This is a genomic window from Aureimonas sp. AU22 (assembly GCF_001463745.1).
Classification (GTDB): domain Bacteria; phylum Pseudomonadota; class Alphaproteobacteria; order Rhizobiales; family Rhizobiaceae; genus Aureimonas.
In genome coordinates, this window is the sequence record NZ_BBWJ01000021.1 from 12,016 (window position 1) to 37,178 (window position 25,163).

The following is a 25,163-nucleotide window of genomic DNA, read 5'->3' on the forward strand; positions in this document are numbered from 1 at the left end:
CGGGAAGCGGGGACGCACCGTTCACCGGGGGTCCAAGGGGTCGGGGCTCAATCCCCGTCGGCGGTGCCGATCGACAGGATCTCAGCCGTGTCGCCGCCGATCCCAACGCTTTCGCCCTCTTCCTTGCCGACGAGCTGGCGCGCCAGCGGCGACAGGTAGGACACGAGGCCGCGGGCCGGATCCGCCTCGTCGATGCCGACGATGCGATAGGTCTGGACCGGTCCGCGCGCCCGCCGGATGGTGACGGCATGGCCGAACTGGACGAGGTCGCTGTCCCGGTCCGGCTCCACGACCTGGGCGGTGGAGCGACGGGCGCGCCAGTAGCGCAGGTCGCGATGGGCCATGGCGAGCGCGATCTTGTCGCCGGCCGCGCGGGCCCGCTCGGCGGCGGCCGTGCCGGCTTCGATCTCCGCGTCGAGAAGCTCGAGGCCGTGCGGGGTCACGAAGTTCGGATCGGTGCCGAGGTCGCGCTCGGGCAGCGCCTCGACCTGGTCCTCGTTCGGCTCCTTGACGAACGCCACGCTCATGGGCCGCTCCTTCCTGGCGTCACGGGGACCGGGCACCGCGCCCGCTCCCGCTTTCCCCTATATGGGGACGCACGGACGACCTGTCGTCCCATGCGCGGGGAAAAGCACCGGGCACGCCCGCCTTGACCCGGCGGCGCTGCCGACCTCAGGCGCTGGCGGCGACCCGGTTCCGCCCGGCGCGCTTGGCCTCGTAGAGAGAGCCGTCGGCGAGGCGATGGAACTCGTCCCAGTCGAGACGGCCGCCGGCCGGAGCCCAGTGGATGCCGAAGCTCGCCGTGATCTGCAGACGCGGTTCGGGCAGGATCGCCGCGGCCTCCAGCCGGGCGCGCAGGGCCTCGACGCGCACGCGCAGGGTCTGCCGGTCGATGTCGGCGACCGCCATCATGAACTCCTCGCCGCCGAACCGCGCGACATGCCCGCCGGGCGGAAGCTCGCCGAGGAGGAAACGGCCGAACCCGCGCAGCACCGCATCGCCGATGCCGTGTCCGAACCGGTCGTTGATCGACTTGAAGTGGTCGATGTCGATCATCACGATGCCGAGCCCGGCCCCGAGGGCGAGAGGGTCCTCGAAGATCGCGGCGACCCTGTCCTCGAAGGCGCGCCGGTTCATCAGGCCGGTGAGGGGGTCGGTGGTGGCCAGGCGCCTCAACTCGCGCGACATGACCTCGCGCTCGCGCTCCAGGCGTCTGAGGTCGAGCTGCTGGCGACGCAGCGTCTCGATGTCGCGGTCGAGCTCCGTCATCTCGAGAAAGGACGCGGAGGTGCCCGCCGTGGCGGCGTCGAGATCGCCTTCCAGTATGCGCGCCATGCGCTCGCGCGCGAGCACGAGCGGCCGGAAGACGCCGCGATCGAAGAGCACGAGCGAGGCGATCGCCACGAGACTGCCGACGACGGCGCCGATGAAGCACAAGGCCGCCAGGCGCAAGGCCTGGTCCCGGGCCGCCTCCAGCCGGGCGCGGCCGGCGTCCAGGATCCTCTCGCGCAGTGCCTCCGTGGTCCGGATCGCCGGGGTGTAGCGCTCGTTGAAGGCCTCCACGCCCGCCGACGTGCCCCCGCCGGTGTTGGCGAACACGGTCTCGGCGTGGGCCCGCGCGTCGGCGAAGTAGGCGAAGGTGATCGCATGCACCGCACGGTCGATGGCCGGGTCGTCGATGAACGGGGCGGCGTAGTGCTCGATCTGCCGCTGCAGGATGTCGGTCAGCGCCAGCATGGACGAGAATTCGGCCGCGGCCTCCGGGCTCGGCCGCTCGCCCGCGTTGATACGGATCACCACGAGTGAGCGGATGCGTCCGGCGTACTCGCGAAGGTCGCTCGCAGCCGAGGCCGCCGTCATGAAGGGGGTGAGGTCGGGCGTCAGCCCGATCAGGATCTCGCCGAGGTCGTCGCGCAGAAGCTGCGCCTGGCTCGCCGCGTCGTAGATCGTTCGGACGGCGTCCTCGATGTCGCGCGACGCCCGTTTGCCGGGCCCGGCGCGCAACTGGTCGTCGACGTGGCGACGGCCTTCGGTCAGGATGTGCCGGAAGGAGGCGGCGTCATCCCGCAGGATGTCGCCGTGGTCGCCCTCGTCGCCCGTCAGGGCGAGAACCCCGGCGAGCAATCTGTCGACCTCCGCCCTCGCGCTCTCGAGCTGGGCACGCATGTCGGCGGAGTCCGCGGTCGCGCTCATCGACAGGACGGAAAGGCCCCGCTCGGTCGACGTCGCGCCCATGAGCTGGATCGAGGCGGAGAAATGCTCGAACTGCATCAGCGCCTGCTCGCGCTGGCGATAGGCGATGAGCTGCCGGGACGTCACGACCGCCGCCGCGAGCACGCCGGCGATCAAGACGGCGGCAACGCCGACCCTCATGATGCGCTGCAGTCTGGGCTTCATCGGCGGGGTCCGTCGTGGTTCGACCCGAACCTTACGGTCAAATCCTCGCCGATCCGTTGCCACGCCGCGATTTCTTCTCCCCTCGGCATTCGGGCGATGGGTTCGCGCGCAGGTGGATCAGGACACGGCGTCGAGGCCCAGCGTCTCCAGCCTGTCCAGCATCGCCACCTCGTCGGCCGTGAGGGCGATCCCCTCGCGCTCCGAACTCCGACGCGCCGCGAAGCGGCGCTGCGAGGGCAGCCGCGCGCCTTGCGCCAGGATCGCGGCGAAGAGGCTCTCGCCCGCCGCGAACGGGTCGCCCGGCCGCCCGGCGGCGAAGCGTTCGGGGCTGAACGCCAGGATCAGCTCGCCGTGGCGGGGCGCGAGCGTCGTGGTGCCGAGGGCGTCGAGCGCCCCCCGGCTGGTGAGGTCGCCGATCATCGCGCCGGCCAGGAGTTCCACCATGGTGGAGATCGCGGAGCCCTTGTGGCCGCCGAACGGCAGCATGGCGCCGGCCAGCGCCGCCGCCGGATCCGTGGTCGGCGCGCCGTCCTCGTCGATCGCCCAGCCTTCGGGCAGGGGGCGGCCCGCCCGGCGATGCAGCTCGATCTCGCCGCGCGCGGCGACCGAGGTGGCGAAATCGAAGACGTAAGGGGGGCCGTCCGGTCGGGGCCAGGCGAAGGCGAAGGGGTTGGTGCCCAGAAGCGGGCGCGTGCCGCCCACCGGGGCCACGGTCGCATAGCTCGGGCAGAGCGCGAGCGCCGCCAGTCCCTCGTCCGCCAGCGCCTCGACCTCCGGCCAGAGGGCCGAGAAATGGACGCAGTCGTTGAGAACGAGGGCGGCGAGCCCATGCGTGCGTGCGCGCTCGGCAAGGCGCGGGACGCCGAGCGCGAAGGCGGCGGGCGAGAAGGCGCCGCCGGCCAGCACCCGGATGATGCCGGAGCCGTCGTCCACGAGGTCCGGCACGGCGTCGGGCGACACCTTGCCCGCCTTCAGCGTGCGCAGGCAGCCCTCGATCCGGTAGATCCCGTGCGACTTGGCGCCGTCGCGCTCGCCGGCCGCGATGACGCGCGCCAGCGCCCGGGCATGGAGGTCCGAAAGGCCGCCACGGCGCAGGATCGCGCCGATCCGCTCGCCGAGCGCTTCGAAATCGAGGGTGGTCGCCGCGTCCGCCATGCCGTCTCCTTCCGGTTCGCCGCCAGCGCATACGCGACGCGGCGGCCCATCGGAAGTCCCGCGAGACCCGAGCCCTTGAAGAACGCGTTGAAACGCCTCAGTTTCTTCCTGGAAACGCGGGTTCGGGAGAGGTCTTCGTGACGACGCTCAAGGAGTTCGAGGATGCGCTGAAGGCCCATGGCCTGCGCTCGGCGCTGGATGTTCTGGAGTTGCTGAAGAAGCGCGACAAGGCCAAGCGTCTGGCGTCGCCCGCCCGGCGCGTGACGGGCCGCAAGATGACGCCCGATCTCGCGCGCCAGATCCTGCATTTGCACGAGACCACGGGCCAGACGCAGCAGGAGATCGCCTTCCAGCTCGGCGTCAACCAGGGCCGCGTGAACGAGGTAATCAAGCGCGGCAAATGGCTGACGGAGAATCCGGACGCGCCCGAAGCCAAGGCGCGCGATGCGGCGCTGAAACGCATGCGCCGTCCCGCCGCCGCACAGGCCGCTCCGCCGCCCGGCGCGAAGGCGCCCGCGGCGCCCAAACGCCGTGCGCCCGCCCAGTCCTCGCCGCAGCTGAGTCTTGGCGACTTCTGATCCCGTTCAGGCGGTCAGGGCCCGTTCGAGCTGCGCCTTGGTCATCGAGGAGCGGCCCTTGATGTCGCGCCGCTTCGCCTCCTCGTAGAGGTCCGCCTTGCTCGCTTCATGACCGTCTTTGCGGAACGGTGCCGTCTTCTTCGCGACGTCGGTCGGCTGCGCGGAGAACAGTTTGCCCTTCTTGGCGTCGCGCCGCTTCTTGGCGGTGGTTCGAGCGTACTCCTCGTCCGTCAGGTGCTCGCGCGCGTCCTTCGGCAGGTATCGCTCGCCCGTCTTGCCGCTTTGTTTCCCGGACCGGGTTCCCCAGTCCTCCTCGGTCCATTGGTGAAGGCTGTTGCGTTCGGACTTGGCGCCCTCGTAGCCGCCGCCCTCGGCCTTGTAATCGTGGACCGCGAGCTGCGCCTTGCGAGCCGACCATTCGCCCGGCTTGCCGCCCTTGGAGCCCTTCTTCACCTTGCGCTTCACCTTTTCCCAGAGCCCGGGATCGGTCTTCTCCGCCGTTTCGGTCATCGTCTCGTCCCGCTGCCGCGCCGCCAATGGCGAACCAACGATCACTGCGGGAAATCGATGCAGACTGCGGCGGCGGGGACTGGTCGGTCTGTCAGCCGCATTGTCCGGACGCAGAAGCCGCAACGGCTTTCGCTGGAGATGCTCTAGCCGCCTTCCGCCAGCGAGGCGACGATCGGGCAGGGGCCGTCTGCGCCCGTCCGGCATCGCGTCGCCAGACGTGCCAGCGTGTCCCGTGCGGACTGAAGTTCGGCGATCCGTGCGTCGAGCGCGCGTACGCGCGCTTCCGCAAGTTCACGCGCCCTTCGGCGGTCGCTGACGGCATCGAGCCGAAGGAGTTCGCCGATCTCCTCCAGCGTGAACCCGGCCGCCTTGGCGGCCCGGATAAAGCGCAGGCGACCGGCCTCCGCCGCGCCGTAGCGCCGGAAGCCGCCGGCCGAGCCGGGGCCGGCGGGGCGCTCGGGCTCGGGCAGGAGACCGCGGCGCTGGTAGTAGCGGACAGTCTCGACGCCGACGCCTGCCTCACGCGCGAGACCCGCGATGGTCCATTCCGTCATGGCTTGACTCCGTACCCTGGTACGGACGCTATATGGGGTGCGGCCTCAGCCTTCAGCAACCCGAAAGCCGCCCCATGTCCGCCACCGCCACCGCCACCGCCCACCCCCGCCGCGCCGCGATCCATCGCATGGTGATGGAAAAGCACACCTGCCCCTACGGTCTGAAGGCGCTGGACCTTCTGAAGCGGCAGGGCTACGCGGTGGAAGACCACCCGTTGCGCACGCGCGAGGAGGTGGACGCCTTCAAGGCCGAGCACGGCGTGAAGACGACGCCGCAGATCTTCATCGACGGCGAGCGGATCGGCGGCTACGACGACACCCGCCGCTTTTTCGGCAAGGCGGTCGCCGACCCCAAGGCCACGACCTACAAGCCGGTCGTCGCGATCTTCGGATCCAGCGCCCTCATGGCGCTCGCCATCGGCCAGGCCGCGCTCGGCACCCCCTTCACGGCGCGCACGATCGAATGGTTCATCGCCGTCGCCATGTGCCTGCTGGCGCTCCAGAAGCTTCAGAACGTCGAGAGCTTCGCCACGATGTTCCTGAACTACGACCTCCTGGCCAAGCGCTGGGTGCCCTACTCCTACATCTATCCCTTCGCCGAAGGACTGGCGGGCGTCCTGATGCTGGCGGGGGCGCTGACCTTCCTGTCCGTGCCGATCGCCCTCTTCATCGGGACCGTGGGCGCCGTCTCGGTGTTCAAGGCGGTCTACCTTGACCGGCGCGAGCTGAAATGCGCCTGCGTCGGCGGTTCCTTCAACGTGCCGCTCGGCTTCGTGTCGCTGACCGAGAACCTGATGATGATCGCGATGGCGCTGTGGATGGGCGTCCACGCTTTCCCCTAAGGCGTGTCTCCTCGCCAGAGCGAGCGGATCGGCTCACCGGCCCGGTCGGGCTTGGAGTCGCCGATGAAGATCACGACGGGGCCGGGCTCTTGCGTCGCGGGATCGTAGAAGTCGAGAAGGCCGGGATGGCGCGCCTGGAAGAAGGGCGGCAGGCGCGCCGACTTGCGCAAGAGATGATCCACCACGACCTGATCGCCATGGACGCTGTTCGGCACGGACCCGCAGGATCCCGGCCGCATCCAGCGCCCGGGGTCGGCGGCGAAGGTCTCGTAGAGATCGCCGAGTTCGTCGCCGTCCCAGCGCAGGAGCGCGGTTGAGACGCGGCCCTTCAGGAAATAGTCCTCCATCGCCGCTAGACCCGGCTCGGCGAGCGCCGAGGCGTCGCCCGCCAACACCGTGTCGAGGTCGCAGAGCACGGTGGTGCCCTGGGAGAGCCCCGGCCGGAACGCCTCCATCTTGGACCACCACGCCGGCCAGTCGTGCCGGAGCGGCACCGCCTCCACGCCGTCGACGTCGAGGTCCAGGTCCGTCAGGCAGAGGATGCGGGTGAAGGCCGGCGCATGGCGCCGCGCTCCTTTGGCGAGGCGCTGCACCCAGAGGCCGTCGTAGCGCCCGCCGCCGCGCAGCACCGTCAGAAGCGTCGCCATGACGGGATCAGCCGACGACCTTGAGAACGGGAGCCGGCTCGGTTTCGCCCCCCGAGACGGTTGCGCCGTCCCAAAGCTCGTCCGTCAGCCCTTCCAGCCAGCCGGCGGCGCGGTGCGCCGCCTCCGGCTCGTGAAGGGTGCGGATGGTCTCGCCGTCGAGCGCGCGGGCCTCTGCCAAAAGCGCCTGCCAGCCCTGGAGATCGCCCGGCCAGGCGGGCGCCGTCACCGCCGCGCCGAGCTTCACCAGCGCCTCGGCCTTGCGGGTCTGCTCGCCGAAGTAGCGCCATTCCGGCATGACGATGAGCTTGGCGCCGACGCGCGCGATCTCGTGGATCGTGTTGTCGCCGGCGGACGCGAGGACGATGTCGGCGGCGGCGAGATAGTCGGTGACGCCGGGCACCCAGCCGAGTTCGCGTAAGTTCGAGAAGTCGGTCTCGTGGCCCTCGCGATGGGTGGGGCCGAGCGTCAGCCAGAGCGCGTCGGGTGCCGCGCGCGCGGCGACCGTCAGCGGCGCGTAAGGGGTGCCGCTGCCCCCGCCGCCCGTCACGGTGACGATGATCTCGCGCACGGGATCCAGCCCCAGCCGGCGGCGTGCCTCGGCCTTGTCCGGCACCGCGTCGAGCGTGGTGCAGAGACCACCGGAATAGAAGGTCTTGGCCCGGAGATGGGCGGGGTAGTCGTCCTGCTCCAACCGCTCGTCGAAAGGGGCGAGCATGCCGACCGACGCCTCGTAGGAGCCGATATGGCCGATGTCGGAGCGGTCGCCGTGCATGCGGATCTGCACCGCCGGAACGCTGGCGATGCGCGACAGGAGCGCGATCTCGGACGAGACGTCCACCACGAAGAGGCCGACCTCGCGTTCGTCGAGATGCTCGAGGATGGTGCGCATCGTGCGGCGCATTTCGGCAAGGCCGAGCGGCACGCAGTGCATCACCTGCGGCGTCGGCTCGGCGTAAAGGCGCGGAGTCGGCACGCCGGCGCCGATCATGTTGGGCAGGGGCACGATCTCGATGTCGCGGGAGAAGCCGTCGAAGAGGTGCGGGCCGGCGGTCAGCACCGAGACCGGCCGCGTGGCCGAGAATTCGGATACGAGGGCCATCGTGCGGTTCGCGTGGCCGCGCCCCTGGTGGTGAACGAAGAAGGAGATCGGCTTCGGCAAGGCGGACGGCCCCCACGGCTTCAGGAACCGGACCCCCCGTCCGGTCGATGGCAAGACGGGGAAACCTATGTCTCGCCACGCATTCGTCATCACCTCCGGTCGACTTGACGCGCCGGCGCTCTTCCCTTCGCCTTGCCGCGAAGCACTTACGGTGTGACGAGGAAAGAGTGGCTGGCTAAGGGGCGGGTCGGACGATGGAAAGCTGGCGCGCGAGCGGCGCGGATCTTCGACGCACGCCCCGCCGCATCGCGATCGTCGGCAATGCGCCCGAAACGGGCGACCGCGCCGCCGCCATCGACGCGGCCGACTGGGTGGTCCGCTTCAACAACGCGGCCGGCTTCGGCGAGACGACGGGAAGCCGCGTCACCCATCTCGCCCTCGTCAACCACGGCGGCCAGATGCGCGAATGGCTGGAGGATCCGGGCTTCCTCGACCGCCCGGCCGTGCGGGCCGCCGGCAGCTTCCTGTTCCCCTTCGCCCGCAAGCCGCCGTCAACCGTTCCGCAGGGCGAGGACGGGCGCGACTGGACCGCGGAGGCCGAGGCGCGTCTCGGCACCCTCGGTGTTCCCGTCGCCGTCCTGCCGTCCACCGTCCACCGCGAGGCGGTCTCGCTCGTCCACGTGCCCGGGCGCCCGCCACAGCCGCCGAGCACCGGGTTCCTCGTCTCGCTGCACCTCCTGTGCCGCTACGCCAGCACGGTGGAGATCGACGTCTACGGCTTCGGCTTCGCCGGCTGGGACGGCCACGACTGGATGCGCGAGCGGCGCTGGTTCGAGGCCATGGCGGCCGGCGGCCTGCTTCGGCTTCATCCGCTCGCCGCGCCCCTGGCCGCGTGAGCGCGCATCCGGCCCGCTGCTTCCTGTGCGCGGCGCGCATGCTCGCGCCGACGACCCGCGCGCTCCGCTGGCCCGGCGGCTTCCGGCGACGCTTCGCGCTCGCCTGCGGCTCCTGCGGCGTGCTGACCGACGGGGCCGAAGGCCCGGCGGCACTCGCGCATCTCGGCGAGGCGCTCTCCGGCGAGGTGTTCGCTCTTGGCCGGGACGCGCCCTACGGCCTCGATCCCTACACGTTGCGCACGGCGGCCACGCGCTGGCGCCGCGCGGCGTCTCCCGTCGGCGAGGCGCAACGCCGGGCGCTCGGCCGACCCCATTCCGACCTAGCCGCCGAAGGCCAGCTGTCGGACATGGTGCCGGGCGAGGGGCCGGAGGTCGCGATCGGCGTGATGTGCCGGTCCGGGGAATGGGAGGGCGCGCTCGGGCACCTGCGCGCGCATCTGCGCTGGGCGTCCGGCATCGTGATCCTGGCCGATGGGGCGGGCCCGGACCTGCAGCCGGAGGACCGGGTGCTGGTCTCGCGGCGTGACATGGACGGCGACTTCGCGGCCCAGCGCAACGCGCTCCAGGACCTGTCGCCGAGCCCCTGGATGCTGCAGCTCGACACGGACGAGACGCTGGACCCGGACGCCGCCGCGCTGCTGCCGGCGCTGGCCGGGCTGGCCGATGCGGGCGACGCCGTGTCGGTGGGTCTTCCCCGGCGCAACCTCGTGGACGGCGTCGCGGCCGATCTTTATCCCGACACGCAGTACCGGTTGAACCGGCGAGAGACGCGCTTCACCGGGCGCGTCCACGAGCGGCCCGAGCGGCCGTGGCAGCGCAGCGTCCTCTCGCTTCACGGCACGATCGACCACCACCTCGAGCGCGCGCGGGTCGAGACGCGCTCGCAGGCCTACGAGGCCATGGTGCCGGGAGGCGGGCGCCTGGGGGAGGCGCAGGCGCTGCTTCAGCCCTTCCGGGACTGAAAGCGGGCGATCGCCTCCTCGTAGAGAGCCAGCGTCTCCCGTCCCAATGTTTCACGTGTGAACCGACCGGCGGCAAGGAGCGCACGCTCGCGCAAGCTGTCGCGCAGGGCGGGATCGCGGATCACCGGACGCAGGGCGTCGGCGAGCGCGGCCGGGGTCGTCTCGCGCGCCATCGAGCCGGCTCCGGTCGTGCCGACGAACGCGCGTGCGCTGGCGTCCTCGTTGGAAGCCACCATCGGACGACCGTAGGCCATGCCCTCCTGGTAGACGAGGCCGAAGCTTTCGTAGCGCGAGGGCGCCAGCACGGCATGGGCCGCCTCGTACTCGCGCGCGAGATCGGCTTCGGGGACCCGGCCGAGCGGGACGAAGCGCGACCGCTCGCCTGGCCCGGCGGGTTCGAGCGCCTCCGCATCGACGCCGGCGAGCCGGATCGCAAAGCCGGGCAGCGAGCCGGCATCCGCTTCCCGCCTGAGGATCTCCGCCGCACCCAGAATCGCATCGAAACCCTTGCGATGCTCCGGGCGTCCGACGAAGAGGATGCGGATCGGCTCGCCGTCCCGTGTTTCGGGATAGGAGGCCGCCCGGGCGCGCACCAGCATCGCGGGCGCGAGGCTGAGGCCGATCACGGCATGGGGCCGATCGCCTTCGATCAGGCCGTACTCGGCCGCGATACGCCGTCCGTGATCGGCGGTGTTGGAGATCAGCCCATGGCTGCCGCGCGCCTGGGCGGCCTCCAGCCGGTCCGCCGCCCATCCGTCGAAGCGGTCGCGAGCACGGGTCGCCAGATCGCGCGAGAAGGCGGCCGGCGTCGAGTTGCGCGTGACCAGCGCCATGGGCGGGCGCCGGGCGAGAAGCGCGGCAGGGGCGTACCAGTTGGTCGCTTCCACGACGTCGAAGGGCCGGCTGACATGCTCGGCGAGGATCGCGCGTCGCACGGCGAGCGGGGCGGCGAGATGCCCGACGCCGCCCCAGAGCCGGAGGCGCGCGATCCCGCCGCCCGCAGCGGGCTCGGCGCCGACGATGCTCACGCCCCTCGCGTCCGACACGCCCTTCCGGTCGAGCGTCACGACGGTCACCTCCGCCCCGCAGGCCACGAGGCTCTCGGCGATCTCGCGCGCGGCGGTGGACAGGCCGCTCGGGGCCGGCGGGTAGTCCCAGGCGATGAGAGCGGTGCGCATCAGGCCTCCAGGAGCTTGTGGTAGAGGGCGAGATAGTCGCGGGCCATGCGCGCGGCGGTGAAGCGTTCCTCGAAGCGCCGTCGAACGCCCGCCCGGTCGAGCCGCCTCGCCCGCGCGACGCCCGCGACGGCCTCCTCCTCGGACGACACCACGAAGCCGGTCACCCCGTCCTCGACGATCTCGCGCACCGATCCCCGGTCCCAGGCGACGACGGGCGTGCCGCAGGCCATGGCCTCGATCATCACGAGGCCGAATGGCTCCGGCCAGTCGACAGGGAAAAGCAGCGCCTCGGCGCCGCCGAGGAGTTCGCCCTTCGCGGTGTCGCCGAGCGGCCCGACATAGGTCGCGGCATCGGACAGGAGCGGGCGCACCTCGCGCTCGAAATAGGTGGGATTGCCCACATCGATCGTTCCGGCGAGGCGGATCGGGCGACCGGCGGCGTCGGCGACGCGGATCGCCCGGTCGGGCCGCTTCTGGTCGGTCATGCGGCCGACGAAGGCGAGGTAGCCGCCGGCCCCGTCGCCCGGCGCGTAGCGGTCTTCTGCGATGCCGTGGTGGACGACGCCCGCCCGGTTGGAGGCGGGCAGCATGGCGCCTTGCGCCGCCGAGATCGCGGCGACGGGCAGGTCGGGAAAGGTCTCGAAGAAGATGGCGCGGTCGAGTTCGTCCACCCGCCAGTGGATGGTGGTGAGGCTGTGCCGGCGCCGTTCGCCCAGAAGCGCGGCGTGGAAGAATTCGCCGTGGCAATGGACGATGTCGAACTCGTCCAGACGCAGCCGCAGGTCCTCCATGCGCGCCGCTTCGAGAACGGCGGGGATCGACGGCGGAACGGTGCCGTGGGTCGTTTCCAAGCTAAACAAACTCGGCCAGATTCCGACCCGGCGTACATCTGTCGCACTGTCCGATGGGGCGAGAAGCGTTACCTCGACTCCGAGGTTGCGCAGCGCAATGGAGAGATCGTGAATGACTCTCTCGGTCCCGCCGTGATCTTTGGGTGGCACGGGAAATATTGTCGGAGCAACTTGGGCGACTCGGATATTTTTTCGATGGGTCGCCGCTGGATTTGCCTGCATGAACCGTTGCTCTGATCTGTTTGTGTGTTTTTGCGTCAAGGGTTGGAGAGAGCCATGTTCATTCTTCACGTCGCACTTCAAGGGTGTCTGCGCGCAAGAGACGTGGAATATGGCCTGACGGCCGATACGGGCGGCCATATCCGCTATCTCCTCGACCTCGTCGAGGCTTCGGCCGCCGACCCCGCGGTGAGCCGCATCGTGGTGGCGACGCGTCGCTTCGAGGACGCCCGGCTCGGGGGCGACTACGCCCAAGGGGCCGAGCGGATCGACGGGAAGACCGAGATCGTCCGCTTCTGGACCGACCACCCCGGCTATCTCGAGAAGGAGGCGCTCCACACCGAGGTCGAGAGCTTCGCGGACGGCCTCGTCGCCTTCATCGAAGCGCAGGACCAGCGCCCCGCCGTGATCCACGCGCACTACGCCGATGCCGCCTCGGTCGCCGCGATCGTCGAGGCGCGGCTCGGCATTCCCTTCGTCTTCACCGCCCATTCGCTGGGTCTCGTCAAGCGCGAGGCGATGGGCCTTCCGGCCGGCGCGGACGCGGCGCTCGACCGGCGCATCGAGGCCGAGAACGCGGCGCTGGAACGCGCCGCCCTGGTGATCGCCTCCTCGCGCGACGAGGCCGAGGTGCAATGGGCGGGCTACCGGTCCTATGAGCCCGGCCGCATCCGGATCCTGGCGCCCGGCAGCGATCTCACGCGCTTTGCCGGCGCGCCGACCTGCGTGCGCGTCGACGCCTCCATCGCCCGTTTCCTGCGCGAGCCCGAAAAGCCGGTGATCCTGGCGCTCGCCCGGCCGGTGGCCAAGAAGAACCTCGCGGCGCTGGTGCGCGCCTACGGCGAGAGCCCGGCCCTGCAGGCCGCGGCCAATCTCGTGATCTTCGCCGGCACGCGCGAGGACTATGCTGCGCTCGACGGGGACATGGCGGTGACGGTCGCCGAGATCCTCGCCCTGATCGACCGCTACGACCTCTACGGGCGCGTCGCCTATCCCAAGCAGCATCGCCCGGAGGACGTGCCGGCGATCTACGCCCATGCGCGCGAGCGCGGCGGCATCTTCGTCAATCCGGCTTTGAACGAGCCCTTCGGCCTGACGCTCTTGGAAGCCTCCGCTGCCGGCCTGCCGCTGGTCGCCACCGATTCCGGCGGGCCGAACGACATCGTCGAGATGTGCGGCAACGGCATCCTGGTGAACCCGCGCTCGGACGCGGCGATCGCTGAAGGCGCCCTCAAGATCCTGTCGGACGCCGATCTGCGCGCCCGCTTCGCCGCGGCGGGCGCATCCGTCGCGGGCGCCTACGACTGGACCCGCCATTCGGAGCGCTACCACGCGCTCCTCGCCTCCCTGGCAGTGGAGGGCGCGGGCGCGGCGCATCCGGAGCAACTCCTGATCTGCGACATCGACAACACGCTCGTCGGCTGCGCGGAGGGCATCCGCACCTTCGGGACCTGGCGCGAGCGCCAGCCCGGCCTCGCCTTCGGGGTGGCCACCGGCCGGTCCTTCCATTCGGCGCTGGCGATCCTCGAACAGCAGGACGCGCCGCGCCCGCAGGTGGTCATCTCCTCGGTCGGCTCCGAGATCCACCATCTCGACCGCAACGGCACGACCTACAGCCAAGATCCCGAATGGCGTGCGATCGTCTCGCGTGACTGGAGCCGCGACGACGCGCGGCGCGTGCTGGCCAAGGTGCCGGGCCTTCTGCCGCAGGCGCCGCTGGAGCAGCGCGCGCACAAGCTCAGCTACTTCACCGAAGGCCAGCCGGGCATCGTCGGCCAGGTGCGCGCCGCGCTGGAGCGGGCGGGCCTGCGCTGCTCGGTGATCCACAGCCACGGACGCTATCTCGACGTCCTGCCCATCCGCGCCTCCAAGGGTACGGCGGTGGACTTCGTGCGCGCGCGCCTCGGCCTGACGCCCGATGCCGTGTTCGTGGCCGGCGATTCCGGCAACGACATCGAGATGCTGCGCACCATCCCGCAGGCGATCATCGTCGGCAACTTCTCCGACGGGCTGGCCGCGATGCCGGCGCTCCGCCACTCCTATGTCGCGCACAACACCCACGCGCGCGGCGTCATCGAGGGCGTCCTCCACTTCCGCGACAAGGCAAGGGCCGCCGCATGCAAGCCAGCGCGCTGACGCTGGTTCGCGGCCGGCGCGACCATCTGGTCCATCTGATGGAGGGGCTGGCGCGACAGACGCGTGCGCCGGCCGAACTCGTGATCGCCTGGATGCAGGACGAGCCCTTCGCCGATCTGCCCGACCCCGGTTGCCCGGTGCGCCACGTCGTCGTGCCGGGCGAGCCGATGCCGCTGGCCGCCGCGCGCAACCGGGCGGCGGCCGCCGCGCGCTCCGAGCTCCTGGTGTTCCTCGACGTGGACTGCATCCCCGCGCCGACCGTGGTGGAGGCCTATCTTCAGGCGGCCGAAGCCCGGGACGGCCTGTTCCTCGGCGAGGTCCTGTACCTGCCCGCCGGGGCGACGGCGGGCGGGCTCGACTTCGCGCGGCTGGACCGGCTGGGCGCGGTCCATCCGTCGAAACCCCCGGTGCCGCGGGAGGGCGTGCGCGAGGAGCCGAACGCCGGCGAGCTCTGGGGCCTGTCCTTCGCCCTGCCCGCCGAACGCTGGCGCGCGGTCGGCGGCATGGATGAGAGCTTCGTCGGCTATGGCGGCGAGGAAACCGACTTTGCCGTGCGCCTCGCGGCCTCGGGGCTGCCCTTCTTCTGGACGGCGGACGCACGCTGCTATCACCAGCACCATCCCGTGCGGGTGCCGCCGCTCCACCATTTCGACCACATCCTGCGCAACGCCGAGCTGTTTCGCGAGCGGCACGGGCGCTGGTGCATGGACTACTGGCTCGGCCAGTTCCGCGACACCGGGCTGATCGACTGGCGGGACGATGCCATCCGCGTCCTGCGCCGGCCCTCGTCCGCCGAGGTGGAGGCGTCGGGCGAAGGGGCGGCGGACCGCCTGTTCTCCTGACGGATCAGCGCCGGTGGTCGAGCCGCGCGACAAGCCGGTCGCCGGCCCATTGCAGGGCGCAGACCAGCACCACGAGCACGGCCACCACCGCCACCATGACCTCGGTCTGGAAGCGCTGGTAGCCGTAGCGGATGGCGAGATCCCCTAGGCCCCCCGCACCGATCGCGCCCGCCACCGCCGTGGCGCCGATGAGCGTGATCAGCGTGACCACGAAGCCCGAGACGAGGCCGGGCATCGCCTCCGACAGGAGGACATGGCGCACGATCGTCCATCGTCCGGCACCCATGGCGCGCGCCGTCTCCACGAGGTTCGGGTCCACCTCGCGAAGCGAGACCTCGGCGATGCGGGCGTAATAGGGGATCGCGGCGATCGACAGCGGCACGATGGCGGCATAGGTGCCGATCGAGGTGCCGACGAGGAGGCGTGTCAGCGGGATCAGCGCTACCAGGAGGATGATGAAGGGCACCGATCGGAAGGCGTTGACGAGGCCGCCGAGGATGCGGTTCGTCCACGGCTCCTCCAGGATGCCGCCCTTGGCGGTGACGGTGAGAAGGAGCCCGATCGGCAGGCCGACGAGGAGCGACACGAGGCCCGAGGCGCCTGTCATCAGGATCGTCTCCCATGTCGCGCGCAGGAGGAGGTCAGTCAGCGCGGCGGACATGGCCGAGAAACTCCGTGCGAATGGTCGAGGCCGAGAGATGTGAGAGGATGGGCTCGAGGTCCTCCGGCCGAGCCGGCGTCAGCCCGACGAAGAGCCGGCCGACCGGCACGCCGCCGACCGGCTCGATCCCGCCGGCGACGAGCCGGGCGGAGGCGCCGAAGCGCAGGCCCAGCTCCGACAGGAGAGGCGCGCCGGCGTTCTCGCCTCCGACGTCGAGACGCAGGAGAGCCTCGCCGCCGGGTCCCGGCGCGAGGACCAGCCCCGGCGGCAGGCCCGTCGCCTCGTGCCCGAGAAGGCTCTTCGTCACCGACGCCTGCGGATCGGCGAAGACCGCCCAGGTCTCGCCGCTCTCCGCGATCCGCCCGTTCTCCAGAACGACGACGCGCCCGGCGATGCGTCGCACGACGTCCATCTCGTGGGTGATGAGAAGGATGGTGAGGCCGAGACGCCGGTTGATGTCGGCGAGGAGCCCCAGGATCTGCTCGGTGGTCTCGGGGTCGAGCGCCGAGGTCGCCTCGTCGGACAGGAGGAGCGCCGGCTCCGCGGCCAGCGCCCGCGCGATGCCGACGCGCTGCTTCTGGCCGCCCGAGAGCTGCGCGGGATAATGGTCCTCGCGACCCGCGAGGCCGACGAGCTGCAGGAGGTCGCGCACTCGTGTCTGCCGCTCCGCCTTCGGCCTGTCCGCAATGCGCAGCGGCAGCTCGACGTTCTCGGCCGCGGTGCGGTTGGCGAGGAGATTGAAGTGCTGGAACACCATGCCGATGCGTCGGCGCACCGGCTTCAGCGCGCTTTCGCTCAAGTGTTGGATCTCGCGCCCCTCGATCGCCACCGTCCCGGCGTCCGGCCGCTCCAGGCCGTTGATGCAGCGGATCAGGGTCGACTTGCCGGCGCCGCTTCGCCCGATGAGGCCGAGGATCTCGCCCGGCTCCACGGCGAGATCGACGTCCGAGAGGGCGGCATGAGCGCCGAAGTGCTTGGAGACGCCCGACAGGCGCAGGATGGATGGGGACGGCGTCATGAGGGCAAGATGTCGGTGCGGGCGCGAAAGGGAAGGCCCATCGGCGTCGATGGGCCGGTGGCAGGCAAGCGGGCCCGCCGTCCGGAGTGGAAGGCGGGCCCGCGAGATAGGCGGAAACTCTGGAGAGACCGGCTTACCAGGCCGGCAGCGTCGTGCCCTTGTAGGCGTCGGCCAACGCGGCCTTGACCGCGTCCGTCTGGTAGGCGGCCACCAGCGTCTTTACCCAGGGCTGGTCCCGGTCGCCCGTGCGCACCGCGATGAAGTTGCGATAGGGGTTGTTCTCCAGCGGCTCCTGCGCGATCCGCTCCTTGGCCGGATCGATGCCGCTCTTCAGCGCCCAGTCCGTGTTGACGACACCGGCATCGAGGTCGTCGATCGAGCGGCCGACGATGCCCGCGTCGAGTTCGCGGATCGCGAGGTTCTTCGGGTTCTCCGTCACATCGATCGCGGTCGCCAGGATGCCCGCATCCTCGCGCAGCTTGAGGAGCCCCTGGGCGGCCAGGAGATTGAGCGCACGGCCCGCATTGGACGGATCGTTCGGGATGCCGATGGAGCCGCCTTCGGGGATTTCGGCGACACTCTTGTGCTTGCGCGAGTAGAGGCCGATCGGCTGGACCAGCGTGTAGCCGACGGCCACGATGTCGTAGCCGTGCTGCTGTACCTGCGCGTCGAGATAGGGCTGATGCTGGAAGGCGTTGGCCTGCAGCTCGCCGTTCGCCAGCGCCTCGTTGGGCTGGACGTAGTCGGAGAAGGCGACGGTCTCGACGGTCAGGCCCGCCTTCGCCGCTTCCTGCGTCACCACCTGCCAGACCGCCTCGTCCTCTCCCGACATGATCCCGACCTTGACCGTCTCGGCCATCGCGGCGCCGGCCGTCGCCGTCACGAGGACAGCGGACATGGCGCCAAGGACCGTGCGGCGCGTCAGGGCGGACAGGAGCGGGACGAGGCGGGTCATTGCGGGGTCTCCGATAGGGGTGGTCTGGCCGCCGGGCGGCCACTGTTGCACCTCAAACGTATCGTTTTGCAGCGCAGCAAGAAAAGGATCGGCTGTCCAAAATAACGGCGATCGGCAACAAATTCGACCACGGATTGGGCTAAGGTTTAGTGAACCGACTTTGTGGATTCATGGTTCTCGATCTGCTGCGGCGTTGCGCCCGTTCCGGCGGAATGGTTCCGGACCGTCGATGCCTCGACCAGGCTGACCGCCCCGTTCCCGTCGGATCGACGGGCGTTCCCGGCCGTCGCGCTGGACCATCCTTGCCCTATGTGCCGGGAGCGAATGCCAAAGGAGGACCGATGAAGCCGCCCCTGCCGGAACCCGACCGCCTGAAATCCATTCTCGACACGGTGGTGGAGGAGGTGCGCGAGGCCGCGCCCCGCCTCCATGCCGAAGCCGTGGCGGAGGCCGAGGCGCAAGGTCATCCCGCGCCGAGGAAGGGCGACTTCGACCGGTTCGGCATCGCGGTCTTCACGCGCGACGGCGATCTCGTCTCGGCCGGCAATGCCGGAACGGCTTTTCCGATCCAGTCCATCTCCAAGGTGTTCGCGCTGGAAGTGGCGCTGGAGGCGCTCGGCGAACGGCTGTGGACGCGGATCGGGCGCGAGCCCTCCGGAGATCCGTTCAACTCGATCATCGATCTGGAGCGCTGCAAGGGCGTGCCGCGCAACCCCTTCATCAACGCCGGTGCGCTGGTGGTCTGCGACGTCCTCGTCGGTCTCGGGCCCGCGTCCCGGCCGAACGATCATGTCGTGGATTTCGTGAAGCGACAGATCGGCGAGGAGCGGATCGCGATCGACGAGGAGGTCGAGGCGAGCGACCGCAAGGGGGGCGATCTCAACCGTTCGCTGATGCTGATGGCCAAGCACCACGGCAACCTCCGCCACGAGGTGGAAGCGGTGATGGACGCCTATGTCCGGCAATGCGCGGTCGCGCTGGATTGCCGGGGTCTTGCCAAGGCCGGCCGCTTCCTCATGCACGACGACCCGCAGGAAAGCCGCGAGCGCGGCATGGCCGCATCGGCGCGGGCGCGGCGGATCCTCGCCGTCATGATGCTGTGCGGTCTCTACGATGGGGCAGGCGACTTCGCCTACCGCGTCGGCCTGCCGGCGAAGTCGGGTGTCGGCGGCGGCATCCTCGCCGTCGCGCCGCACCGGGCCTCGATCGCGGTCTGGTCGCCGGCGCTGGACGCGATGGGCAACAGCCGGCTCGGGGTCCTGGGTCTGGAAAGCCTCGCGCGGCGCACCGACTGGTCGGTGTTCGGTGCCGCACGGGACTGACCTTTGAGCATTTCCAGGCAAAGCGAACACGCTTTGCCGTCGGAGAATGCGACAAATACCGTCTTAGCCGGGCAGGACGCGGTAGCGGAGGTGCACGGCGCCGCCATCCAGCGTCTCGACCGATTGGAACGAGAGCTGCAGCTTGCCCTTGAGGCCGCCATCGAAGGCGACGATGCCCTCGGCCTGGCGGTCTCCGTCGAGGGCGGGGGCGAGGATGACGCCGAGTTCGTCCACGAGGCCGGCGGCCAGGAACGAGCCGTTGATCGCGCCGCCGCCTTCGAGAGCGAGGCGTTCGATGCCGAAGTCGCGCGCGAGCACCGCCAACATCTCGGCCGGATCGACCTTCGCCCCGTCGCACACGACATAGCTGACGCCGCGCGCGACGAGTTCGGCCAGATGCGCGTCGGCAACGCCGCTCCCCAAAAACACGAGCACGGGGTCGCCGCCGACGTCCGGTCCCCGGAAATGGAGATGACCCTGCGTGTCCGGGGCGATCGCCAGCGGACGCCTGTCGCTGCCGGGGGCGCGATAAATGGGGCGCGGCGGCGTGTCGAAGGTTTCGGGCGGATGGGCCTCGCCCTTGGCCATCTCCGCCATGGTGGTGCGGCCGACAAGCCAGGCATCCGCCTTCAGCGCGTCGTGGATCGCCTCGTAGGCGCCGGACCAGTCCTTGACCGCTCCGTCGGGGCTGGCCGTATAGCGGCTGGGGTGCAGCCGACCGTCGATCGACGAGGTCATGTGGCAGATGACGGTGGGGCGCTGGGGCATGCGGGGCGGCTCCTTTTGGCGGTGCCCCGACGATCCACCCCTGCCCCCGTGGTCGAGGCGCCTCAGGCGGCGGCCACGACCACGATCAGGGGAAGGGCGAGGGCCAGCATGCCGAAGGCGATGCCGAGCCGGGGCGAGGGTGACGAGCGGCGCAAGGGGCGTCTCCAGGCTGTCTCAGGGACCTGGAGCCTGACGCCGACGAGGTTAACGAATGGTTACCCTGATGTTTCCGGCGTGAAGCCGAGGATGAAGTCGGCCACGACCTGTGCCGGCATCTCGCAGGGTCGAAGCAGCGTTTCGCCGTCGCTGAGGCGATAGAGGTTGGCGCTGACGAAATCGCCGCCGCCGCGCTCCTCGCCGTAGAGCCAGAGGCGACGACCGTCCGCCGAGCGATGGAGGGTGACGCCGAAGCGCCGCCCGTTGTGGACGCCTTCGAAATGCCCCTCGGGCCATTCGGCGAGGCGTTCCACGAGTGGTTGCGTGTCCGGGCTCGAAGCCGCCACGGCGCGCGCCGTCAGTGGTTGGCGTGGGCCGCGTCGCCCCCGCTGCCGTCCGAGGCGGAGGACTGCTGGCTCTGCGTCAGGGTCTGCTCGGCAGCGGTGCCGGCGCCCGGCTGCTTCTCCACCGTGCCGTTGTCCTTGCAGGCGGCAAGCGAGAGGAGGGCGAGAAGGACGGCGGCGGCGGTGGTCTTGCGAAGCGTCATGGATGGGTCTCCTTGGGCTCGAAGAACGCACGAACGCCCGCCGGGTTCGGCAAGAAATCGCCTCAGCGCGGCTCGTGATAGGGGCAGCCGTTGAAGCGGGCGCGGAAATCGGCGGAATGACGATAGGGCTCGCGCCGCGCGCGGTTGATGTTGCCGAGCGGCTGGTGGTCGGCGATGCCGGTCCAGACGGAGAAGCGCATCTCCTCGTTGACCGCCTGGACGCGCGCCTCGTCCCAGCTGTCCTGCCGCTTCGCGCGGATCGTGGCGACGCGCTGGAACGGGGCCTCCTCCTCGTTCCACTCGACGGTCGGGTCCTCGACCGGCTGGCGCTCGAGGTCGCGGCAGAGCTGCACGCGGAACTCCCATTCGGCGTCGAGGCCCGCCATCTCCTTTTGCACCTCCTCGCGGATGGCGTTGTCGCGCCCGTCGACCGCGATCGTCTCGCCCGTCAGCGCGGTCAGGGCCGGGGCGACCGGGGCGACGCTGAACTTGGCGACGTGGTCGCCATAGCGAAACGGGGTCGTGGAATAATAGGTCTCGCCGAGCGGCTCGACATTGGGCGCGCCGCCGAGCGAGTTCAGCGCCGGGCTCTCGATCCCGACGGCCCCGAGCGCTGATGTCACGCCGCGCAGCACGGCCGAGGCCACCTTCTTGGTGCCCTCGATCCGGTCCGTCGTCGCCGCCAGCATCTTGAGGTTGCCGAGGAACTTGTCGGCGGTCTTGGCCTGGAACACCGTGCCGTTGACCAGGACGAAGTCCTGCACCGTGCCCTCCGCGCCTGGCAGGCGATCGCCGGGCACGTCCAGCACCTTGATCGCCAGCCCGCGCGGCAGGCTGATCGCGTCGGGCAGGATGTCGCCGGCATTGGTGGATAGGCGCAGGAACACCTTGTGGGTGCCGGGCGTGGCGAAGAGCCCCTGCGCGAGTTCGGGCGGCAGGCCTTCGTCCACGACGAGTTCGCCCTCGAGGATGCCGTGCGACTTGGCATGGACCGAGCGCACCGCGTGGCCGTAGTCGGCGGCGGTGCGCTCGAGGATCGTGTCGAAGGCGTCGTTGAGACCCTGCACGGTCTCCTGTTCGTCGGGACGGATCGTCTCGACATCGGGGCTGTAGCGAACCGGCTGCGCGATCATATCCTGCTCCATACGAAATGACGAAAGGTCAACTCGCCGGCAGTTGGAAGGTTTCCAAGGATCGATGCGGCCGGCGCCGGGCCTTGCCGCTCCCGGCCCTTTGCGGCAAGGAAGGGTTCCCTCCCTCAGGTTCCGGTTCTCATGGCGCAGCATCCCTTTCCCGGCCGCCGTTTCGGCGGCTTCCTGTTCGACATGGACGGCACGATCCTGAACTCGATCGTGGCGGCCGAACGGGTGTGGGGCGCCTGGGCGCGCCGACAGGGCCTCGATGTCGACAGTTTCCTGCCGACCATCCACGGCATGCGTGCGGTGGAGACGATGCGCCGCGTCGGCATCGCGGAGGCGGTGCTGGAGGCCGAGATCGCCGGCCTCGTCCAGGCCGAGATCGACGACGTGGAAGGGATCGTGGAGATCGCGGGCGCCGCGATCTTTCTCAAATCCCTGCCGCCGGAGCGCTGGATGATCGTCACCTCGGCGCCGCGCGCGCTCGCCGAGAAGCGGCTCGCGATCGCCGGCCTGCCGGTGCCCGAGCGGATGGTGACGGGCGAGGACGTCGAGAACGGCAAGCCGGCGCCCGACTGCTTCCTGCTCGGCGCCGAGCGCCTCGGCGTTCCAATCGTCGACTGCCTGGTGTTCGAGGACGCTCCGGCCGGCATCCAGGCGGGGGAGGCCTCGGGCGCGGCCGTTCTCGTGATCGACGCCACGCATCGTCACAAGCTCGATACGCCCCATCCGAGCGTGCCGGGCTACGACGCGCTCGCCGTCTCCAGCGCCCCGGACGGGACGCTGGAGATCATCGCCAAGGCCTGATCGGGCCGCGAGGCTACCAGCAGGTGAAGCCGGCGTCGGCGAGCACCGTTGCGCCGGTCATCAGGCTCGATGCGTCGGACGCCAGGAAGTGGACCACGGAGGCGATCTCGTCCGGCTGGCCCATGCGGTGCATGGGCGTGTCGCGCAGCCAGACATCGATCATGCCCTCGTTGCCCTCGCGGTAGCTCGTCATCTCCGTCTCGATATAGGTCGGTGCGACGGCGTTGACGCGCACCCCGCGGTCGCCCCATTCGGCGGCGAGCGAGGAGGTCATCTGGTGCACGGCCGCCTTGGAAGCGTTGTAGTAGGTCTGCTTTTGCGGCCGGTTGGAGATGTAGCCCGACATCGAGCCGATGTTGACGATCGCCCCGCCGCCGGCCTGCAGCATGTGCCGCCCGAAGGCGCGGTTGCACCAGAAGACGCCGTTGTAGTTGACGTCGTTGACCTTCAGCCAGCGGTCGTCCTCGGTGTCCTCCGCCGCGACGCCGGACATGGCGATGCCGGCATTCGCCACGAGGATGTGGACGCGCCCGTGCGCCTCGACGATCCTTTGCGCGAAGGCCTCGACGTCCTGCGGCTTGGTGACGTCGAGAACATGCGCCTCGGCGTCGAAACCCTTGCCGCGCAAGGCCGCTAGTCCGGCATCGGCAATGCCCCGGTCGATGTCGGCGATCACGATCCTCGCGCCGAATTCGGCCAGCGCCTCGCAGATCGAGAGCCCGATGCCGCGCCCGCCGCCGGTGACGACGGCGACGCGACCGTCCAGCCTGAACTTTTCCTGAAACATGGGTGGGCGAACTCCTCAGCGGTCGATGAAGGGATGGCGGCCGGGGGCCGGGAAACGCTGGTTCTTGAGCGCGACGAGGCGATCGACCTCGTGTTGGTCGAACTCGTGGGCCCCACCGTATTGCGAGGCGAGGAAGACGACCTTGGCGTAGTAGTCGAGGGCTTCCATCTTGAACCAAGCCGACTGGAGATCGTGGCCGCAGGTCAAGGCGCCGTGGTTCTGCAGGAGGAGCGCGTCGTGCCGGGCGAGATAGGGACGGATCGCGTCCGACAGCTCGTCCGTCGAGGGCAGGCCGTAGGGCGTCAGCGGCACCTCGCCGAGGAACATCGTGGATTCCGGCATGATCTGCTGGGTCAGCGGCTTGCCGCAGATCGCATGGACCGTGGCGTAGAGCGGATGGGCGTGGACCACGGACCGCACGTCGTCGCGCGCCTCGTAGACGCAAAGGTGCATGCGCGTCTCCGAGGAAGGCTTCCACCGGCTTTCCTCGACGGGCGCGCCCGTGCGGTCGATCCGGCAGATCATGTCGGGCGTCATGAACCCCTTGGACGTGTTGGTCGGCGTGCACAGGAACGTGCCGTCGTCGAGGAGCACGGTGATGTTGCCGTCGTTGGCGGCGCCCATGCCCTTGTCCCAGGCGCGGCGGCCGATGTCGCAGATCTCCCGTTTCAGGGCGTCGAGGTCTTGGCTCATGCGGATGGGTCCTTGGAAGCCGGATCGAACCGGCGGAGTGCGGTTCCGCCGCGGACCAGCGTCCGGCCGGCGGCGATGGAGGGAAAGGCGCCGAGCGCCGCGAACTGGACGAGGGCGTTGCCCGCCGCGCTCGCCTCGACGGGACCGGCGATCACCGGTCGGCCAATGGCCTGCGGGACGAGGGTGCAGAGCGCCTCGTCCCGCGCCCCGCCGCCGCCGATCCGAAGCCGCCGGACGGGTGGTGCGCGCAGGCGCTCGATCGCGGCGATGCCGTCCGCCACTTCGCGCGCCAGCGCTTCGTAGAGCGCCCGGGCAAGCAGGCCGGGCTCGTGCTGCGCCAGGCCTGGGCAGAGCGTGCCGAGCGTCGCGAGGAGGTCGACCGGGTCCATGAATGCCGGATCGGACAGGTCCGGCAGGGTGCATGCCGCGGGCGAGGCGAGCGCCAGGCGTCCCCAGGTCTCGAAGTCGAGATCGTCGCCGGTGCGATGCGCCCAGGCCTCGCGAAGCCGGCGCAGGAGATGAAGACCCTGGCAGCTTCGCACGAGAAGCGCACGGCCCTCGACACCGCCCTCCAGCCCGAAGCCGGCAGCCATCGCCGTCCGCTCGAACGCGCCGTCCGCGATCTCGACGCCGAGGAGGTTCCAGGAGCCGGCGATGAGGAACGCCTCGTCCTCTTCCGGTGCCAGCGCCAGCGCCGCGCTCGCCGTGTCGTGCGCGGCGACCGCCACCACCGGGACGGAACCGAGTCCCGAGCTGCGAGCGAGTTCGCCCCGAAGCGATCCGAGGACGGTGCCGGCGGGAACGATCGGGCCGAAGCACCGGGCGTCCATGCCGGCGAGGCCGAGGAGCGCGGGATCCCAGGTCCCGCTGGCGAGAGCGACGAGGCCGGAGGTGCGCGCCAGCGTCGCCTCGCAGGCGAGCGCACCCGACAGGTGATGGGCGACGAGGTCCGCGATCATCAGGAAATGCAGGGCGTTCGCTGCCGGGTGTGGGTGGTTCTTGGCCCAGTCGTGGAGATGGAAGAGGGTGACAAAGGGGAGCACCTGGGCTCCCGTGCCCCTGGCGATCGCGTCGTGGTGGCCCGCCAGCGCGGCGAGGCCCCGGCGCCCGCGCCCGTGGCGATGGGTGCGCGGCTGGTCCACCGGCAGGCCGTCGGCGTCCAGCAGCGCGAAGTCGACGCCCCAGCTGTCGATCCCGATCGCCTCGACCCCGCCGGCTTGCGCGGCCGCCCGCAAGCCGGCCTCGATCCCGGCGAAGAGGATCGCGAGATCCCAGGCCGGTCCGTCGGGCAGGCGCGTCTCGTAGCCACCGAAGCGATGGAGTTCGGTGAGGTGCAGCCGCGCCGCATCGAACTCGGCGAGGATCGCCCGGCCGGACCCGCCGCCAAGGTCGAACACGAGGCAACGCCGGGGGGCGGCGCCGATCTCCGCCTCACGCAAGGACGTCG

General features: G+C 70.4%; 27 protein-coding genes. 8 read left to right on the top strand and 19 right to left on the bottom strand.

Annotation, left to right across the window (positions count from 1 at the left end):
• Window positions 1-47: 47 nt before the first annotated feature.
• The 3 genes from AUL34_RS08015 to AUL34_RS08025 all read right to left on the bottom strand — a co-directional run bounded on the left by AUL34_RS08015 (window position 48) and on the right by AUL34_RS08025 (window position 3,552).
• Entirely contained in the window at window positions 48-527 is a 480-nt protein-coding gene (locus AUL34_RS08015; protein WP_061933011.1) for a GreA/GreB family elongation factor, read from the bottom strand.
• 145 nt (window positions 528-672) lie between these two features.
• Complete coding sequence (locus AUL34_RS08020) at window positions 673-2,397, bottom strand: diguanylate cyclase (RefSeq protein WP_061933013.1); 1,725 nt, start codon at window positions 2,395-2,397, stop codon at window positions 673-675.
• Window positions 2,398-2,514: 117 nt separating this feature from the next.
• Window positions 2,515-3,552 carry an Ldh family oxidoreductase gene (locus AUL34_RS08025; RefSeq protein WP_061933015.1) on the bottom strand — a complete coding sequence of 346 codons (1,038 nt, stop codon included), beginning with the start codon at window positions 3,550-3,552 and terminating at the stop codon, window positions 2,515-2,517.
• Window positions 3,553-3,689: 137 nt separating this feature from the next.
• On the opposite strand from AUL34_RS08025, the gene AUL34_RS08030 reads away from it, so the two are divergent.
• Window positions 3,690-4,130, top strand: a complete 441-nt coding sequence (locus AUL34_RS08030) for a hypothetical protein (protein ID WP_061933017.1) — start codon at window positions 3,690-3,692, stop codon at window positions 4,128-4,130.
• Window positions 4,131-4,136: 6 nt separating this feature from the next.
• Here the strand turns inward: AUL34_RS08030 and AUL34_RS08035 are convergent, their stop codons facing one another.
• Entirely contained in the window at window positions 4,137-4,640 is a 504-nt protein-coding gene (locus AUL34_RS08035; RefSeq protein WP_061933019.1) for a hypothetical protein, read from the bottom strand.
• A gap of 143 nt (window positions 4,641-4,783) precedes the next feature.
• Window positions 4,784-5,194 (bottom strand): MerR family DNA-binding protein, encoded by a 411-nt coding sequence (locus tag AUL34_RS08040; protein ID WP_061933021.1) that lies wholly within the window; start codon window positions 5,192-5,194, stop codon window positions 4,784-4,786.
• A 74-nt stretch (window positions 5,195-5,268) separates the two neighbouring features.
• On the opposite strand from AUL34_RS08040, the gene AUL34_RS08045 reads away from it, so the two are divergent.
• Entirely contained in the window at window positions 5,269-6,036 is a 768-nt protein-coding gene (locus tag AUL34_RS08045; protein WP_061933023.1) for a MauE/DoxX family redox-associated membrane protein, read from the top strand.
• On the opposite strand, the gene AUL34_RS08050 is transcribed toward AUL34_RS08045, so the two are convergent.
• Together AUL34_RS08050 and AUL34_RS08055 are read right to left on the bottom strand one after the other, a co-directional pair.
• Window positions 6,033-6,683 (bottom strand): hypothetical protein, encoded by a 651-nt coding sequence (locus tag AUL34_RS08050; RefSeq protein WP_061933025.1) that lies wholly within the window; start codon window positions 6,681-6,683, stop codon window positions 6,033-6,035. The two genes, AUL34_RS08045 and AUL34_RS08050, sit on opposite strands and share 4 nt — an antisense overlap.
• Window positions 6,684-6,690: 7 nt before the next feature.
• Entirely contained in the window at window positions 6,691-7,842 is a 1,152-nt protein-coding gene (locus AUL34_RS08055; protein ID WP_061933027.1) for a glycosyltransferase, read from the bottom strand.
• A 194-nt stretch (window positions 7,843-8,036) separates the two neighbouring features.
• On the opposite strand from AUL34_RS08055, the gene AUL34_RS08060 reads away from it, so the two are divergent.
• Together AUL34_RS08060 and AUL34_RS08065 are read left to right on the top strand one after the other, a co-directional pair.
• On the top strand, window positions 8,037-8,678 hold the full coding sequence (locus AUL34_RS08060; RefSeq protein ID WP_061933029.1) for a hypothetical protein: 642 nt from the start codon (window positions 8,037-8,039) through the stop codon (window positions 8,676-8,678).
• Window positions 8,675-9,640, top strand: coding sequence for a hypothetical protein (locus tag AUL34_RS08065; protein WP_244492487.1), 966 nt, complete (start codon window positions 8,675-8,677; stop codon window positions 9,638-9,640). Before AUL34_RS08060 ends, AUL34_RS08065 begins: the two co-directional genes overlap by 4 nt.
• Here AUL34_RS08065 and AUL34_RS08070 read toward each other — a convergent pair.
• Window positions 9,622-10,818, bottom strand: coding sequence for a glycosyltransferase family 4 protein (locus tag AUL34_RS08070; RefSeq protein WP_061933033.1), 1,197 nt, complete (start codon window positions 10,816-10,818; stop codon window positions 9,622-9,624). The two genes, AUL34_RS08065 and AUL34_RS08070, sit on opposite strands and share 19 nt — an antisense overlap.
• Entirely contained in the window at window positions 10,818-11,891 is a 1,074-nt protein-coding gene (locus AUL34_RS08075) for a glycosyltransferase family 4 protein (protein ID WP_061933035.1), read from the bottom strand. Before AUL34_RS08075 ends, AUL34_RS08070 begins: the two co-directional genes overlap by 1 nt.
• Before the next feature lie 54 nt (window positions 11,892-11,945).
• Between AUL34_RS08075 and AUL34_RS08080 the strand changes: the two genes are divergently transcribed.
• Window positions 11,946-14,024, top strand: a complete 2,079-nt coding sequence (locus tag AUL34_RS08080) for an HAD-IIB family hydrolase (protein WP_061933037.1) — start codon at window positions 11,946-11,948, stop codon at window positions 14,022-14,024.
• A complete protein-coding gene (locus AUL34_RS08085) occupies window positions 14,006-14,866 on the top strand; it encodes a glycosyltransferase family 2 protein (RefSeq protein WP_061933039.1) in 861 nt (286 codons plus the stop codon). Before AUL34_RS08080 ends, AUL34_RS08085 begins: the two co-directional genes overlap by 19 nt.
• Window positions 14,867-14,870: 4 nt before the next feature.
• Here the strand turns inward: AUL34_RS08085 and AUL34_RS08090 are convergent, their stop codons facing one another.
• From AUL34_RS08090 to AUL34_RS08100, 3 genes are all read right to left on the bottom strand, one after another.
• A complete protein-coding gene (locus AUL34_RS08090; RefSeq protein ID WP_061933041.1) occupies window positions 14,871-15,527 on the bottom strand; it encodes a methionine ABC transporter permease in 657 nt (218 codons plus the stop codon).
• Window positions 15,508-16,545, bottom strand: a complete 1,038-nt coding sequence (locus tag AUL34_RS08095; protein ID WP_061933043.1) for a methionine ABC transporter ATP-binding protein — start codon at window positions 16,543-16,545, stop codon at window positions 15,508-15,510. The genes AUL34_RS08090 and AUL34_RS08095 overlap by 20 nt, the downstream gene beginning before the upstream one ends.
• 133 nt (window positions 16,546-16,678) lie before the next feature.
• The gene (locus AUL34_RS08100) at window positions 16,679-17,500 is read right to left on the bottom strand and encodes a MetQ/NlpA family ABC transporter substrate-binding protein (RefSeq protein ID WP_061933045.1); all 822 of its coding nucleotides are present in this window, start codon (window positions 17,498-17,500) and stop codon (window positions 16,679-16,681) included.
• Window positions 17,501-17,841: 341 nt separating this feature from the next.
• On the opposite strand from AUL34_RS08100, the gene glsA reads away from it, so the two are divergent.
• On the top strand, window positions 17,842-18,822 hold the full coding sequence (gene glsA, locus AUL34_RS08105; RefSeq protein WP_082653237.1) for a glutaminase A: 981 nt from the start codon (window positions 17,842-17,844) through the stop codon (window positions 18,820-18,822).
• Window positions 18,823-18,885: 63 nt separating this feature from the next.
• Here glsA and AUL34_RS08110 read toward each other — a convergent pair whose 3' ends face one another.
• The 4 genes from AUL34_RS08110 to AUL34_RS08125 form a co-directional block, all read right to left on the bottom strand.
• Window positions 18,886-19,590, bottom strand: a complete 705-nt coding sequence (locus tag AUL34_RS08110) for a RibD family protein (protein WP_061933050.1) — start codon at window positions 19,588-19,590, stop codon at window positions 18,886-18,888.
• Window positions 19,591-19,805: 215 nt separating this feature from the next.
• A complete protein-coding gene (locus tag AUL34_RS08115; protein WP_192845719.1) occupies window positions 19,806-20,093 on the bottom strand; it encodes a hypothetical protein in 288 nt (95 codons plus the stop codon).
• 11 nt (window positions 20,094-20,104) lie between these two features.
• On the bottom strand, window positions 20,105-20,293 hold the full coding sequence (locus AUL34_RS08120; protein WP_061933052.1) for a hypothetical protein: 189 nt from the start codon (window positions 20,291-20,293) through the stop codon (window positions 20,105-20,107).
• A 62-nt stretch (window positions 20,294-20,355) separates the two neighbouring features.
• Window positions 20,356-21,426, bottom strand: coding sequence for a catalase family protein (locus AUL34_RS08125; RefSeq protein ID WP_061933053.1), 1,071 nt, complete (start codon window positions 21,424-21,426; stop codon window positions 20,356-20,358).
• Between the two features lie 141 nt (window positions 21,427-21,567).
• Here AUL34_RS08125 and AUL34_RS08130 point away from each other — a divergent pair, with 141 nt between their 5' ends.
• Window positions 21,568-22,236 carry an HAD family hydrolase gene (locus AUL34_RS08130; RefSeq protein WP_061933054.1) on the top strand — a complete coding sequence of 223 codons (669 nt, stop codon included), beginning with the start codon at window positions 21,568-21,570 and terminating at the stop codon, window positions 22,234-22,236.
• Window positions 22,237-22,249: 13 nt separating this feature from the next.
• Here AUL34_RS08130 and AUL34_RS08135 read toward each other — a convergent pair whose 3' ends face one another.
• From AUL34_RS08135 to AUL34_RS08145, 3 genes are read right to left on the bottom strand one after another with little or no spacing between them, the layout of a single operon-like run.
• Entirely contained in the window at window positions 22,250-23,023 is a 774-nt protein-coding gene (locus tag AUL34_RS08135; protein WP_061933056.1) for an SDR family NAD(P)-dependent oxidoreductase, read from the bottom strand.
• 15 nt (window positions 23,024-23,038) lie between these two features.
• Complete coding sequence (locus tag AUL34_RS08140) at window positions 23,039-23,716, bottom strand: class II aldolase/adducin family protein (RefSeq protein WP_061933058.1); 678 nt, start codon at window positions 23,714-23,716, stop codon at window positions 23,039-23,041.
• A complete protein-coding gene (locus AUL34_RS08145) occupies window positions 23,713-25,155 on the bottom strand; it encodes a rhamnulokinase family protein (protein ID WP_061933060.1) in 1,443 nt (480 codons plus the stop codon). Before AUL34_RS08145 ends, AUL34_RS08140 begins: the two co-directional genes overlap by 4 nt.
• Window positions 25,156-25,163: the final 8 nt, after the last annotated feature.